General features: G+C 69.5%; 15 protein-coding genes. 5 read left to right on the forward strand and 10 right to left on the reverse strand.

Annotated elements, in window-relative coordinates; genetic code table 11:
• The 3 genes from NJ4_RS00670 to NJ4_RS00680 form a co-directional block, all read right to left on the reverse strand.
• Positions 1-787 (reverse strand): SGNH/GDSL hydrolase family protein (locus NJ4_RS00670; RefSeq protein ID WP_157550530.1); only part of this gene is annotated, 787 nt, incomplete at its 3' end.
• 154 nt (positions 788-941) lie between these two features.
• Positions 942-1,733 carry an ABC transporter permease gene (locus tag NJ4_RS00675; RefSeq protein ID WP_067428658.1) on the reverse strand — a complete coding sequence of 264 codons (792 nt, stop codon included), beginning with the start codon at positions 1,731-1,733 and terminating at the stop codon, positions 942-944.
• Complete coding sequence (locus NJ4_RS00680; RefSeq protein ID WP_067428661.1) at positions 1,730-2,635, reverse strand: ABC transporter ATP-binding protein; 906 nt, start codon at positions 2,633-2,635, stop codon at positions 1,730-1,732. Before NJ4_RS00680 ends, NJ4_RS00675 begins: the two co-directional genes overlap by 4 nt.
• A gap of 130 nt (positions 2,636-2,765) precedes the next feature.
• Here NJ4_RS00680 and NJ4_RS00685 point away from each other — a divergent pair, with 130 nt between their 5' ends.
• Together NJ4_RS00685 and NJ4_RS00690 are read left to right on the forward strand one after the other, a co-directional pair.
• Positions 2,766-3,926, forward strand: a complete 1,161-nt coding sequence (locus NJ4_RS00685; protein WP_067428664.1) for a sensor histidine kinase — start codon at positions 2,766-2,768, stop codon at positions 3,924-3,926.
• Positions 3,923-4,573: a response regulator gene (locus tag NJ4_RS00690; protein ID WP_217996705.1), complete on the forward strand. Its 651-nt coding sequence runs from the start codon at positions 3,923-3,925 to the stop codon at positions 4,571-4,573. Before NJ4_RS00685 ends, NJ4_RS00690 begins: the two co-directional genes overlap by 4 nt.
• A gap of 6 nt (positions 4,574-4,579) precedes the next feature.
• On the opposite strand, the gene NJ4_RS00695 is transcribed toward NJ4_RS00690, so the two are convergent.
• The gene (locus tag NJ4_RS00695) at positions 4,580-5,338 is read right to left on the reverse strand and encodes an MBL fold metallo-hydrolase (RefSeq protein WP_067428668.1); all 759 of its coding nucleotides are present in this window, start codon (positions 5,336-5,338) and stop codon (positions 4,580-4,582) included.
• Positions 5,335-6,135 (reverse strand): glutamate racemase, encoded by an 801-nt coding sequence (gene murI / locus NJ4_RS00700; RefSeq protein WP_067428671.1) that lies wholly within the window; start codon positions 6,133-6,135, stop codon positions 5,335-5,337. The genes NJ4_RS00695 and murI overlap by 4 nt, the downstream gene beginning before the upstream one ends.
• Positions 6,136-6,228: 93 nt before the next feature.
• On the opposite strand from murI, the gene NJ4_RS00705 reads away from it, so the two are divergent.
• The gene (locus NJ4_RS00705; RefSeq protein ID WP_067428673.1) at positions 6,229-7,281 is read left to right on the forward strand and encodes an alkaline phosphatase family protein; all 1,053 of its coding nucleotides are present in this window, start codon (positions 6,229-6,231) and stop codon (positions 7,279-7,281) included.
• Positions 7,282-7,286: 5 nt separating this feature from the next.
• On the opposite strand, the gene NJ4_RS00710 is transcribed toward NJ4_RS00705, so the two are convergent.
• From NJ4_RS00710 to NJ4_RS00720, 3 genes are read right to left on the reverse strand one after another with little or no spacing between them, the layout of a single operon-like run.
• The gene (locus NJ4_RS00710) at positions 7,287-8,249 is read right to left on the reverse strand and encodes a PLP-dependent cysteine synthase family protein (RefSeq protein WP_067428676.1); all 963 of its coding nucleotides are present in this window, start codon (positions 8,247-8,249) and stop codon (positions 7,287-7,289) included.
• Positions 8,246-8,518, reverse strand: coding sequence for a MoaD/ThiS family protein (locus NJ4_RS00715; protein WP_067428678.1), 273 nt, complete (start codon positions 8,516-8,518; stop codon positions 8,246-8,248). The genes NJ4_RS00710 and NJ4_RS00715 overlap by 4 nt, the downstream gene beginning before the upstream one ends.
• Before the next feature lie 16 nt (positions 8,519-8,534).
• The gene (locus tag NJ4_RS00720; RefSeq protein ID WP_067428681.1) at positions 8,535-8,987 is read right to left on the reverse strand and encodes a Mov34/MPN/PAD-1 family protein; all 453 of its coding nucleotides are present in this window, start codon (positions 8,985-8,987) and stop codon (positions 8,535-8,537) included.
• Positions 8,988-9,084: 97 nt separating this feature from the next.
• On the opposite strand from NJ4_RS00720, the gene gdhA reads away from it, so the two are divergent.
• Positions 9,085-10,431: an NADP-specific glutamate dehydrogenase gene (gdhA, locus tag NJ4_RS00725; protein ID WP_067428684.1), complete on the forward strand. Its 1,347-nt coding sequence runs from the start codon at positions 9,085-9,087 to the stop codon at positions 10,429-10,431.
• A 131-nt stretch (positions 10,432-10,562) separates the two neighbouring features.
• Here gdhA and NJ4_RS00730 read toward each other — a convergent pair whose 3' ends face one another.
• The gene (locus NJ4_RS00730) at positions 10,563-11,147 is read right to left on the reverse strand and encodes a DUF2017 domain-containing protein (RefSeq protein ID WP_067428687.1); all 585 of its coding nucleotides are present in this window, start codon (positions 11,145-11,147) and stop codon (positions 10,563-10,565) included.
• A 7-nt stretch (positions 11,148-11,154) separates the two neighbouring features.
• Positions 11,155-11,460, reverse strand: a complete 306-nt coding sequence (clpS, locus tag NJ4_RS00735; protein WP_067428690.1) for an ATP-dependent Clp protease adapter ClpS — start codon at positions 11,458-11,460, stop codon at positions 11,155-11,157.
• A gap of 17 nt (positions 11,461-11,477) precedes the next feature.
• On the opposite strand from clpS, the gene NJ4_RS00740 reads away from it, so the two are divergent.
• A complete protein-coding gene (locus NJ4_RS00740; RefSeq protein ID WP_407668030.1) occupies positions 11,478-12,797 on the forward strand; it encodes a nicotinate phosphoribosyltransferase in 1,320 nt (439 codons plus the stop codon).
• The last annotated feature ends 74 nt before the right edge of the window (positions 12,798-12,871 follow it).

The following is a 12,871-nucleotide window of genomic DNA, read 5'->3' on the forward strand; positions in this document are numbered from 1 at the left end:
CCCCCGCCGGCACGGCGGGTGGTGCGGGTCGCTGCGCCCGGGGGTCGACCAGCGCCATGCGGACCGCCCACGGCCCGAGGTCACGCGCCCGTCGGCCCACCCAGGGGGCGCCCTCGGTGACCATCCACGCGAGGTCCGAGCGCCAGCTCGGCACGAACGTCCCGTCGCTGAGCGGGGACGGCAGCGCGAAGTCCAGCCCGTGCTCGAGCAGGCCCTCGCCGAAGGCGCGGGCCAGGGCCCGGTGGCCCAGCTCCGAGGGATGCAGGCGGTCGACCGACCAGAACGCCCGCTCGTGTGTCTGCGGCAGGGCTGCGAGGTCGACCCGCACCCCGCCGTACGTCGCGTGGATCTCGTCGTAGATCGCGTTGACCGCCTCGATCCGCCGCCACAGCGCGCGGCGCAGCACACCGGGCAGGCCGAAGATGGCGCCGTGGTCGTGGAAGCGTGCGGTCAGCAGCAGCGCTCCGGTGTCGCGCAAGGCCCCGGCGCACTCGAGCAGCTCGGCCCGCATGCGCGGTGGGTGCCAGGTCGAGCGCATCGTGTCGTTGATGCCGACCACCAGGGAGGCGACGTCCGGCTGGTGCGCCACCGCGGCGGCCAGCTGGCCCTCGCGTACGTCGGTCGCGGTCGCCCCCGAGACCGCGAGGTTGCAGAAGGAGACGTCGTGCCCGGAGTCCATGGCCTCGGTCAGCAGGCGGGCCCAGCCGCGCCAGCCACCGGGCACCGGGTCGCCGATGCCGTACGTGGTCGAGTCACCCAGCGCCGCGAACCGCACGTAGGACCGCATGCCTCCAGCGTGGAGTCCTCCGGTACGTCGACCCCGCGACGCCGTGTCGCGTCCGGCAACACTGCGTGAACAGCGCGGCCGTCGGTTCACCGAGACGACCGGAGCCGGTCTCCCCCCGTTTCGGGAGACCGGCTCCGGTCAGTTCGTGTGGCGCCTACTTGATCTCGGCGCGCAGGATGCGCCAGACCCCGATCGCCAGCGGCAGGGCCACCCAGAGGAGAACTCCGGTGCCGATCTGTGCCCACTCCTCGCCGGAGAGGCTGTCCGACTCGAAGAGCCGCGTCGACGAGGTCGACAGGTCGAACCACAGCAGCTTCTCCTGGGCGGAGGTCCAGATCGCGGTCACGATGCTGACCACCATCGGAACCGCGAAGTAGGACACGATCGCGAAGGCGCTGTTGAGCAGGGCGGCACCGAAGGCGTAGCCCCAGACCGCGCCGATGACGAGAGCCAGGATCGAGCGGGAGAGCCAGCCGACAGAGACGCCGTCCCAGCCGTCCGAGGCTCCGCTGATCGGAGTCAGCAGCGTGGCGATCAGCACAGCCACCGCGAAGGCGGCGAGCACGAACACGATCGCCGCAGCGAGCTTCGCGACCAGCACCCGGCCACGGTGCGGGACCAGGCTGAAGGTGACCAGTCCTGTGCGCTGGCCCCACTCCTGGGTGACCAGCAGCACCGCCAGCACGGGCAGCAGGATGCCCTGCGGCATGCCGGAGAACTGGAGGAAGTCGTTGAACGTGAGGTCGTCGGGTCCCCAGATCAGGAACGCGGCGTTGATGATCACCGTCACGGCGCCGATCACGATCAGCAGCCAGAGGCCGGCCTTGGTGTCGGTCATCTTGCGGATCTCGACGCCGACAAGACGCAGGAACGAGGGCCGGTGGCTCTCGGAGATGTCGATGTAGCCGGGGTCGCCGGCCTGGACGGGGGCGGTGGCCGTACTCACTTGTCGGCTCCTTCGGTGTAGGTCTCGCGCTGGGTCTCGGCAGTCAGCTCGAGGAAGAGGTCCTCGAGACCGCCGTCGGCCAGCTTCAGCTCGACGAGGGTGATCTGGCGCTCGGCCGCGACCTTGCCGACCTGCACGGGCTCGGCGTCGGTGCGGAAGCCGTCGGCGACCGGAGTCGCCTCGATGCCGTTCTCGGCCAGCGCCGTGACCAGCTGGTCGGCCTCGAGGGCGCGGAAGAAAGTGCCGCTGTCGCGCAGCAGCTCCTCCGGGGTGCCCTGGGCGACGATCTCGCCGCGACCGATCATGACCAGGTCATCGGCGATCATCTGCACTTCGTGCAGCAGGTGGCTGGAGAGCAGCACAGTGCCGCCGCGGTCGGCGTACCCCTTCAGCAGGCCGCGCATCCAGCGGATGCCGGCCGGGTCGAGGCCGTTGGCGGGCTCGTCGAGGATCAGCACCGACGGGTCGCCCATCAGCGCGTTCGCGATGCCGAGGCGCTGCCGCATGCCCAGGGAGTAGTTCTTCACCCGGCGCTTGGCCTCGTTGTCGGTGAGCGAGACCAGGTGGAGCATCTCGTCGACGCGCGAGGCGGGCAGGCCCATGGTCGCGGCGCTCAGGGCGAGGACCTCGCGCCCGGTGCGACCGGCGTGCTGCGCCGAGGCATCGAGCAGGACGCCGACGTGCTGCCCGGGGTTGGGGATGTCCATGTAGTTGTGACCACCGATGGTGACCGAGCCACGGTCGGCCTTGGTGAGGCCGACCATCATCCGCATGCTCGTGCTCTTGCCTGCACCGTTCGGGCCCAGGAAGCCAGTCACGCGTCCGGGTTGGGACACGAAACTGATGTCGTTGACGGCGGTGAAGTCGCCGTACTTCTTGGTGAGGTTCTCGACCTTGATCATGCCCACAAGTCAACCGGTGCCGGTCACTGCGCACATCGGCCCACGGGATGCATCCTCCGCGACGAAAGTAGGGGTCCGCGCCGACGCGGGACGGGTCCGCAGCACGCCCGTCTGCGCCTAGGGTTGACGAGTGCCCGCCTCCCCCGACCTCTACCAGCCGCCGTTGACCACGTGGTCGTCGATCTGGCGGTACGTCGGCGTGCTGGCGGTCAGTGCCTTGGCCTGGAGCCCGTACCTCGCCTTCCAGTGGCGCGAACAGCGGATCCTGTTCTGGGTCGACCTCGTCGTCGGCCTGGTCTCCTACCTGCTGTTGCACCTGCGGCGCAGGTACCCCCTGGCGATCGCCCTGGTCACCAATGCGCTCGCCTCCGTCTCCGGTGTGGCGGGCGGGCCGGCCACGCTGGCCACCGTGTCCATGGCCACCCGTCGTCGCCTGCGTGAGCTGGTGCCGGTGGCGGTCGTGGGCCTCGCTGCCGCTCAGTTCTACTCGGTGTCGCAGCCGTCGTACGACGACGACCCGTACTGGCTCAACCTCACCGTCAACACCGTGTTCGTCGCCGCCACGCTGGCGTGGGGCATGTTCATCGGCTCGCGCCGGGAGCTGTTGTGGACGCTGCGCGACCGCGTCGAGCGGGCCGAGGAGGAGCGCGACCTGCGCGTGGGCAAGGCGCGTGGCGACGAGCGTTCCCGCATCGCGCGCGAGATGCACGACGTGCTGGCACACCGCATCTCACAGGTCTCCATGCAGTCCGGTGCGCTGGCCTTCCGCACCGATCTCACCGCCGACGAGATGCGCGCCACCGCCTCGGTCGTCCAGGAGCAGGCCAACCAGGCGCTGGTCGACCTGCGCGCCGTGCTCGGGGTGCTGCGCGACCCCGGCACCGGCGACCTGCTCGACCGTCCACAACCGACGTACGACGACGTGGCCGAGCTGATCGAGGATGCCCGCGAGTCCGGCATGCACATCGAGTACGCCGCGCACGTGGACGACGGCGACGTGCCGATCGCGGCGGGCCGCACGATCTACCGGATCGTCCAGGAGGGACTGACCAACGCCCGCAAGCACGCACCGGGCACCACCGTGTTCGTCGACCTGGCCGGCACCCCCGACGAGGGCATCCACGTGCGCATCCGCAACCCGATCGGGTTCGGCACCCAGGCCGCGGCGCCCGGCGCGGGACTCGGCCTGGTCGGCCTGACCGAACGCGCCGAGCTCGGCGGCGGTCGGCTCGCGTTCCACAAGGACGGCTCGATGTTCCTGTTGCAGGCTTGGATACCGTGGTCCGCGTGATCCGGGTTCTCATCGTCGACGACGATCCGTTGGTGCGCTCCGCACTGACCCTGATGCTCGGCGGCCAGGCCGACATCGAGGTGATCGGCGAGGCCGAGAACGGTCGCCTCGGCGTCGCCGTGGCCCGGCGCGAACGCCCCGACGTGGTGCTGATGGACATCCGCATGCCGGTGCTGAGCGGGCTCGAGGCGACCCGCGAGCTGCACACCGACCCGTCGCCGCCGCGGGTGATCGTGCTGACCACGTTCGACGCCGACGACCACGTGGTGGGTGCCCTGGCCGCGGGCGCCGACGGCTTCGTGCTCAAGGACACCCCGCCTCCGGAGATCGTCGCCGCGATCCGCAAGGTGGCCGACGGAGAGCCGATGCTCTCCCCCTCGGCCACGGCGACCCTGATCCGCCAGGTGCGCTCCGAGGCCCCCGACGGCCGTGCCGAAGCGGCCCAGACCCGGATGACAACACTGACCGAACGCGAACGCGAGGTGGCGGTCGCCGTCGGTCGCGGGCTCAGCAACGCCGACATCGCCGGCGAGCTCTATCTCTCCGTCCCGACCGTCAAGGCCCACGTCTCCCGGCTCTTCGACAAGCTCGGTGCGACCAACCGGGTGCAGATCGCGATCTGCGTGCACGACGCCGGCCTGGCCTGAGCGCCGTCAGATCTCGTACGTCGCACCGGTGCGGGCCAGGTCGAGTGGACCGGACCACGTCGACTTCGCCTCGTCGTAGGCGATCTGTTTGTCGTGCCAGGGCGGGATGTGGGTCAGCACGAGATGACCGGCGCCGGCACGCGTGGCCAGCTCGGCGACCTCGACACCGGTGAGGTGCAGGTCTTCGGGGTTCTCGTCGCCGTCGCAGAACGCGGCCTCGGCCAGCAGCAGGTCGGCACCAGTGGCCGCGCGGTCGAGTCCGTCGCACGGTCCGCAGTCGCCGGTGTAGACCAGCAGGCGGTCGTTGCTGCTCACCCGCAGGGAGTACGCCGGCACAGGGTGCACGACCTCGACCGCCTCGACGGTGAACGGCCCGAAGTCGAACGACGTGGTGGGGTACTCGCGGAAGTCGAACTCCTCGTGCATGCCCGGGGCGAGCGGCAGGTCGTAGGAGACGGCCAGGCGGTCACCGGTGCCCGGTGGGCCCCAGACCGGGATCTGGGGCTGGGCACCGAGCGGGTGGTACTTGCGCAGCACGTAGTAGCCGCACAGGTCCATGAAGTGATCGGCGTGCAGGTGACTGAGAAGGACACCGTCGATGGTCAGCGGGTCGACGTGGTTGTGCAGCTCGCCGAGGGCGCCGTTGCCGAGGTCGAGCAGGATCCGCCAGGTGCGGCCCTCCCACTCCTCCTCCACGAGGTAGCAGCTGGCGGGCGAGTCGGGGCCGGGGTAGGAGCCCGAACAGCCGATGACGGTCAACCTCATCCACGCACCCCCACGAACTGACTGGCCACGTGCAGCTCCGGGCCGAGGAAGCGTCGGCCGATGCTCTCGAACTCCTCCGGGCTGCCCGTGGTCAGGAAACGGTACGACGGATCGCCGTCCAGGCGCATCAGGTCGTTGCGCACCAGCAGCTTGTAGACGTCCTTGGCGCACTCCTCGGCGCTGCTGACCAGGGTCACCTGGTCGCCCATCACGTAGGAGATGACGCCGGTCAACAACGGGTAGTGGGTGCAGCCCAGGATCAACGTGTCGATCCCCTCGGAGACCAGGGGGTCCAGGTAGTCGTGGGCGGCCGAGATGAGCTCGTCGCCGGCAGTGACCCCCTGCTCGACGAAGTCGACGAACCGCGGGCAGGCCCGGGTGAACAACTCGACGTGCGGCGCCGCGGTGAACGCGTCGTCGTAGGCCAGGGAGTCGGCCGTCGCCCGGGTGCAGATCACGCCGATGCGTCCGGTGCGGCTGGCGGCAACGGCTCGACGGGCAGCGGGATAGATCACCTCGATCACCGGGACGTCGTACCGCTCACGGGCGTCACGCAGCATGGCCGCGCTGGCGCTGTTGCAGGCGATGACCAGCGCCTTGACCCCTTGGTCGACGAGATGGTCGAGGCACTCGAGGGCGTATTCACGCACTTCACCGATCGGCTTGGGGCCGTAGGGCTGACGTGCCGTGTCACCGACGTAGAGGATGGATTCGTGTGGCAACTGGTCGATGACCGAGCGGGCAACGGTCAGTCCGCCGAAGCCCGAGTCGAAGATGCCTATGGGTCGCTCAACCATGATCGAACAATCTAGACGTCTCACCGGCCGAATGCTGCCAATGGCGACCCACGTCACCCCATGGCGCGGGTCACGTGACGCTAGGCTCGTCGTGTGGATGTCTCGAGGACCACGCGTTCCGCGCTCGCTGCTGCCCTGCTCCTGCTGCTCCCCCTCGCCGGGTGCGCCGGCCACGATTCGTCGTCACCGCCGGGCGCGGCGGAGCTGAGCTCGACCCGGACTCACACCCAGAGTCGGGAGAACAACGCGACCCGCTACGTGCTGGCGATCTCGGTGGACGCCCTCAATGCGCACGCCCTCGACAGGCTCGGGCGTTCGGGCGCACCGAACTTCCACCGGCTGATGACGCAGGGGGCCGACACCCTCAACGCCCGCACCGAGCTCGAGCGCACGCTCACCCTGCCCAACCACACCGGGATGCTGACCGGCCGCAGGGTCTCGAAGGCGTCCGGTGGGCACGGCGTCGACTTCAACCACGACAACCACCGCACGGTGCAGCAGAATGCCGGGCACCCGGTGGCGTCCGTCTTCCAGGTGGTGCACAAGCGCGACCGGTCCACGGCCCTGTTCGCCTCCAAGTCGAAGTTCGCCATGTTCCAGCGGTCCTGGCCACGCTCGATCGACCGGTTCATGATCGCCACCGACAACCGGAGACTGGTCACGGCGGTGCGCGGCGACCTGGTCCGTCACCGCCGTGCGTTCACCTTCGTGCACCTGTCCCACCCTGACGACGTCGGCCACGCCAAGGGGTTCATGACCACGCCCTACCTGCGCGCGGTCCGGGACACCGACCGCCGCCTGGGTGAGCTGCTCCGGACCGCCGACAGGCATCCGGTCCTGCGTGACCACCTCACGATCGTGCTCACCTCCGACCACGGCGGCGCCGGCCGAGGGCACGGTGATGCCAGCGACTTCACCAACTACCGGGTGCCGTTCATCGTCTGGGGCGCGGGCGTGCGCCCGGGCGCTCGCCTCTACGACCTCAACGACGACTTCGCGTCACCCGGCTTCTCACGGCCGACGTACCGACCGGTGAGGCAGCCGATCCGCAACGGCGACGTGGCGAACCTCTCGCTCTCGCTGCTGCGGATGCCCGCCGTCCCGGGCAGCGAGCACGACCGCTCGCAGACCTTGGTCGTGCGCTGACGGGCTCAGGCCCAGAGCTGGCCCTCGAGGCGGTCCTCGGCCTCGTCGATGGTGCCCTCGTAGGCCCCGGTGGAGAGATACTTCCAGCCCGCGTCGGCCACCACGAACGCGATGTCGGCCGACTCACCGGCCTTGACCGCCTTGGCCGCCTGGCCCATCGCGGCGTGCAGGATGGCGCCCGTCGAGATGCCGGCGAAGATGCCCTCGAGCTCGAGCAGCTCTCGCACCCGGCGTACGGCGTCACGCGGGCCGACCGAGAACCGGGAGTCGATCAACGAGGCGTCGTACAGCTCGGGGACGAAGCCCTCGTCGAGGTTGCGCAGACCGTAGACCAGCTCGCCGTAGCGCGGCTCGGCGGCGACGATCCTCACCTCGGGCTTGGCGCCGCGGAAGAACCGGCTGACCCCCATCAGCGTGCCCGTGGTGCCCAGACCCGCGACGAAGTGCGTGATCTCGGGGAGGTCGGCCAGGATCTCGGGGCCGGTGCCCTCCTCGTGGGCCAGGGCGTTCGCGGCGTTGCCGTACTGGTAGAGCATCACCCAGTCGGGGTGCTCCTCGGCGACCTTCTTGGCGACCCGGACGGCCTCGTTGGAGCCACCGGCGGCCGGCGAGGAGACGATCTCGGCGCCCCACATGCGCAGCAGGAGTCGCCGCTCCTCGGAGGTGTTCTCGGGCATCACGCAGACCAGGCGATAGCCCTTGAGCTTCGCGGCCATGGCCAGCGAGATGCCGGTGTTGCCGGACGTCGGCTCCAGGATCGTGCAGCCGGGGCGGAGCAGTCCGTCCTGCTCGGCCTGCTCGATCATCCGCATGGCCGGACGATCCTTGATCGAGCCGGTCGGGTTGCGGTCCTCGAGCTTGGCCCAGATGCGCACCTCGGTACCGTTCGGCTGCGCTCCCGGGGACAGCCGAGGAAGCCCGATCAGCGGCGTGCCGCCGACCGAGGCCAGGAGGTTGTCGAACCTCATCCGCCTGCGACTGCAGGCAGGACGACGACCTGGTCGCCGTCGTTCAGCGCGGCCTCCAGGCCGCCGATGAAGCGGACGTCCTCGTCGTTGACGTAGACGTTGACGAAGCGGCGCAGGTCACCGTCGTCGAGCAGACGATCGCCGATGCCGGGGTGGTTGGCCTCGAGGTCGGCGATCAGCGCGGAGAGCGTGGCACCCTCGGCGTTCACGGCCTTCTCGCCGTTGGTGTAGGTGCGCAGGATGGTCGGGATCCGTACTTCGATGGCCATCAGCCAAGTCTCCTCATCAGGCGGGATGCCTTGTCTCGGTGGGGGTGACGGTGACCTCTTCCTCGGTCACCTCACCGTCGATGATTCTGTAGGACCTGAACTCCACGGGGCCGTCGTTATTCCCGTCGGCCGTGAAGCAGTCACGGGTCGAGACCAGCACGTAATGGGCGTTCGGCTCACTGGCCAGGCCGATGTCGGTGCGACTCGGGTAGGCCTCGGTGGCGGTGTGGGAGTGGTAGACGACCACGGGCTCCTCGTCGTTGTCCCACATCTGCTTGTAGAGCGCGAGCAGCTCGGTGGAGTCGAACTCGTAGAACGTGGGACTCCCGGCGGCGTTGACCATCTCGACATGGCGGACCGGGCGATCACTGCCCTCGGGGCCGGCGACGATGCCACATGCCTCGTCGGGGTGGTCCCGTTTCGCGTGGGCGACGATCGCGTCGTACGTCGCCTGGTCGATGGTCAACACGCACCCAAGCCTAGGTGAGGCCTCGGCGGCGGGCACCGGCCGCCCAGTCCCCGGGACGCGTTCTCACAATCTCACAACGGCACGTAGCCTGCGGGGCATGAACGCTCTCGACCCGGCGCTGCAATGCGTGTTCCAGACCGTCCTCGACCGCAATCCCGGTGAGGCCGAGTTCCACCAAGCCGTCCGTGAGGTGCTCGAGTCCCTCAACGCGGTGGTGGCCCGCCACCCCGAGTACGTCGACGGCTCGGTCATCGAGCGTCTCTGCGAGCCGGAGCGACAGCTGATGTTCCGGGTGCCGTGGACCGACGACGCCGGCAACATCCACATCAACCGTGGCTTCCGGGTCGAGTTCAACTCGGCGCTGGGTCCGTTCAAGGGCGGCCTGCGCTTCCACCCGACGGTGAACCTGGGCATCGTGAAGTTCCTCGGCTTCGAGCAGATCTTCAAGAACGCCCTGACCGGGCTGCCGATCGGCGGCGGCAAGGGCGGCTCCGACTTCGACCCGAAGGGCCGCAGCGACGCCGAGGTGATGCGGTTCTGCCAGTCGCTGATGACCGAGCTCTACCGTCACATCGGCGAGTACACCGACGTGCCGGCCGGCGACATCGGCGTGGGCGGGCGCGAGATCGGCTACCTCTTCGGGCAGTACAAGCGGATCACCAACCGCTACGAGTCCGGCGTCCTCACCGGCAAGGGCCTGGCGTACGGCGGCTCACAGGTGCGCACCGAGGCCACCGGCTACGGCACCGTGATCTTCGCCCGGGAGATGCTGGCCACCAAGGGGCTCGAACTCGCCGGCCGGCGGGTCGTGGTCTCCGGCTCGGGCAACGTGGCGATCTATGCCGCCCAGAAGGCCGAGCAGCTCGGCGCCAAGGTGGTGGCATGCTCCGACTCCGGCGGCTACGTCGTCGACGAGGACGGCCTCGACATCGCCCTGCTCCGGCAGGTCAAGGAGGTCCAGCGCGGCCGCCTCACCGACTACGCCGCGCAGCGCCCCCACGCCACGCACCACGCCGACGGCTCGGTGTGGCAGGTGCCGTGCGAGATCGCACTCCCCTGCGCCACCCAGAACGAGCTGACCGGAGACGACGCCAAGGCACTGGTCGCGTCCGGCGTGCTCGCCGTCGCCGAGGGCGCCAACATGCCGTGCACTCCGGACGCCGTGGCGATCCTCACCGAGAACAGCGTCCTGTTCGCGCCCGGCAAGGCCGCCAACGCCGGCGGTGTGGCCACCAGCGCCCTCGAGATGCAGCAGAACGCCTCCCGGGACTCGTGGCACTTCGACCACACCGAGAAGCGCCTCGAGCAGATCATGGTCGACGTTCACGCGCGGTGCGCCGAGGCGGCCGAGGTCTACGGGCAGCCGGGCAACTACGTGGCCGGCGCCAACATCTCGAGCTTCATCCAGGTCGCCGACGCGATGCTGGCCCACGGCGTCATCTGAGGCTTCCCACGAGTTGTTGATTCTCGTGCGTTGACTCGTTGACTTTCGTCGCGCGCGTGTACGACGACCCGACTCAACCGACGAAACTCGCCAACTCGACGCACCAGAATCAACGACTCGCGGCAGGCGGGTCAGTCGGTGAGGGCTTCGACCAGCGTCTCCTGCAGGTAGCCGACCCACTCGTAGATGTCGTGGGCCTGGGCCTCGGGCTCGTCGTCGGCCAGGCTGTGCCAGTAGTCCTCGTCGCCGTCCTCGACACCCAGCCGGGTGGCCAGGGCGAGGCGCAGGTCGGTGAACGAGCGCATCCAGGTCTCGGCGGTCGGCTCGTCCAGCTCGACGTCGAAGTGCAGGCCGTCCTCGGTCAGCTCCTGCGGCAGGCCGGCGTCCTCGAGACCGTCGATGATCGCGATCGCGGCCGTGGACTTGCCGTCACGCAACGCGCCCTCGGTGAACCGCCGGAACTCCGAGGAGGCCTCCTCGTCGTCGGCGTACGCCGAGGGGAACAGCCGTGCCAGCACGGGGTCCTCGGGCTCGTTGGTCGGGCCGGAGAAGTCCATCATCGCCTCGAAGGGGTCGGTCGCCTCCGAGGGCACCGCCGCCTCGTTGCGCAACAGCTCGACCAGCTGGGCGGCCAGCGACCGCAGCAGCTCCGCCTCGAAGCCGGTGAAGTTCGCGATGATGCTGCGGCTGGTGCGATGCCGGGCGAACCCGCTCACTGGGACCTCACTGCTTCTCCATCGTGGCCCACAGGCCGTACTCGTGCATCGCCTGCACGTCGCGCTCCATCTCCTCGCGGGTGCCTGTGGAGACGACCGACCGGCCGTCCTCGTGCACCTCGAGCATGAGCTTCTCGGCCTTCTTCCGGTCGTAGCCGAAGTACTTGCCGAAGACGTAGGTCACATAGGACATCAGGTTGACCGGGTCGTTCCACACGATCGTCACCCACGGCTTGGCCAGGAAGGTGATCTCGTCGGGGGTGACCGTCTCCTCGACGTCGGGATCCGCGTGTGCGGGGCTCGCTGTTGACACGGCTCCATCGTGGCACAGTGTCTTCCGTGAGCGACCCAACCGGCACCACTTCGACGGCCCTGCTGACCGATCACTACGAGTTGACGATGCTCGAGGCCGCCCTGGCCGCCGGCACCGCCGACCGCCGCTCGGTCTTCGAGCTGTTCCCGCGGCGACTGCCCGAGGGCCGTCGGTACGGCGTGGTGGCCGGGGTCGGCCGGGCGCTCGACGCGATCGAGCGGTTCCGCTTCGACGAGCAGGTGCTCTCGGTGCTGCGGGAGGGAGACGTGGTCGACTCGACCACCCTCGACTGGCTCGCCGACTACCGCTTCTCCGGCGACATCTGGGGCTACGCCGAGGGTGAGGCGTACTTCCCCTACTCGCCCCTGGTGGTCGTGGAGTCGTCGTTCGCGGAGGCGGTCGTCCTCGAGACGCTGCTGCTCTCGATCTACAACCACGACAGCGCGATCGCCAGCGCTGCCTCACGCATGACGATGGCCGCCGGCGAGCGGCCCTGCATCGAGATGGGCTCGCGTCGTACCCACGAGGAGGCGGCGGTGGCGGCGGCACGGGCGGCGTACATCACCGGCTTCGCGACCACCTCCAACCTGGCCGCGCGTCAGCGGTACGGCGTGCCCACGGCCGGCACGTCGGCGCACAGCTTCACGTTGCTGCACGACACCGAGGAAGACGCCTTCCGCGCCCAGATCGCCTCCCTCGGCAAGGGCACGTCGCTGCTGGTCGACACCTACGACGTGACCGAGGCGGTGCGGCTCGGCGTCGAGCTGGCCGGCCCGGAACTGGGGGCCGTGCGTCTCGACTCCGGCGACCTCGGGGTGCTGGCCCACCAGGTCCGCAAGCAGCTCGACGACCTCGGTGCCACCACCACGCGCATCATCGTCACCAGCGACCTCGACGAGTATGCGATCGCGGGACTCGCCGCGGCACCCGTCGACGGGTACGGCGTGGGCACGCAGCTCGTGACCGGCAGCGGACACCCCACCTGTGGCTTCGTCTTCAAGCTGGTCGCCCGTGAGGGTGAGGACGGCGAGATGGTGTCGGTGGCGAAGAAGAGCAAGGACAAGATCTCGATCGGTGGCCGCAAGTTCGCGCTGCGCCGCCTCGGCCCCGACGGCCGGGCCCAGGCCGAGATCGTCGGCATCGGCGAACCGCCCGAGAACGACGGCAACGACCGACCACTCCTGGTCCCGCTCGTCGCCGGGGGCCAGATCGTCGGTCGCGAGACCCTGGAGCGGGCCCGCGAGCGTCACGTCGCATCGCGCGCAGAGCTGCCTCTGCCCGCGCAGATGCTCAGCAAGGGCCAACCCGTCATCGAGACGCAGCACGTCGGCGGCTGAGCCCGCGCGCACTGTCGCGGTTGTGCCATGTCGCAACTGCGGCATCGGTGATCGCTGACAACCGCCCCGCCGCA

The sequence above is a fragment of the Nocardioides jensenii JCM 1364 = NBRC 14755 genome (genome assembly GCF_001552535.1).
In the GTDB taxonomy this organism is placed as follows: Bacteria; Actinomycetota; Actinomycetes; order Propionibacteriales; family Nocardioidaceae; genus Nocardioides; species Nocardioides jensenii.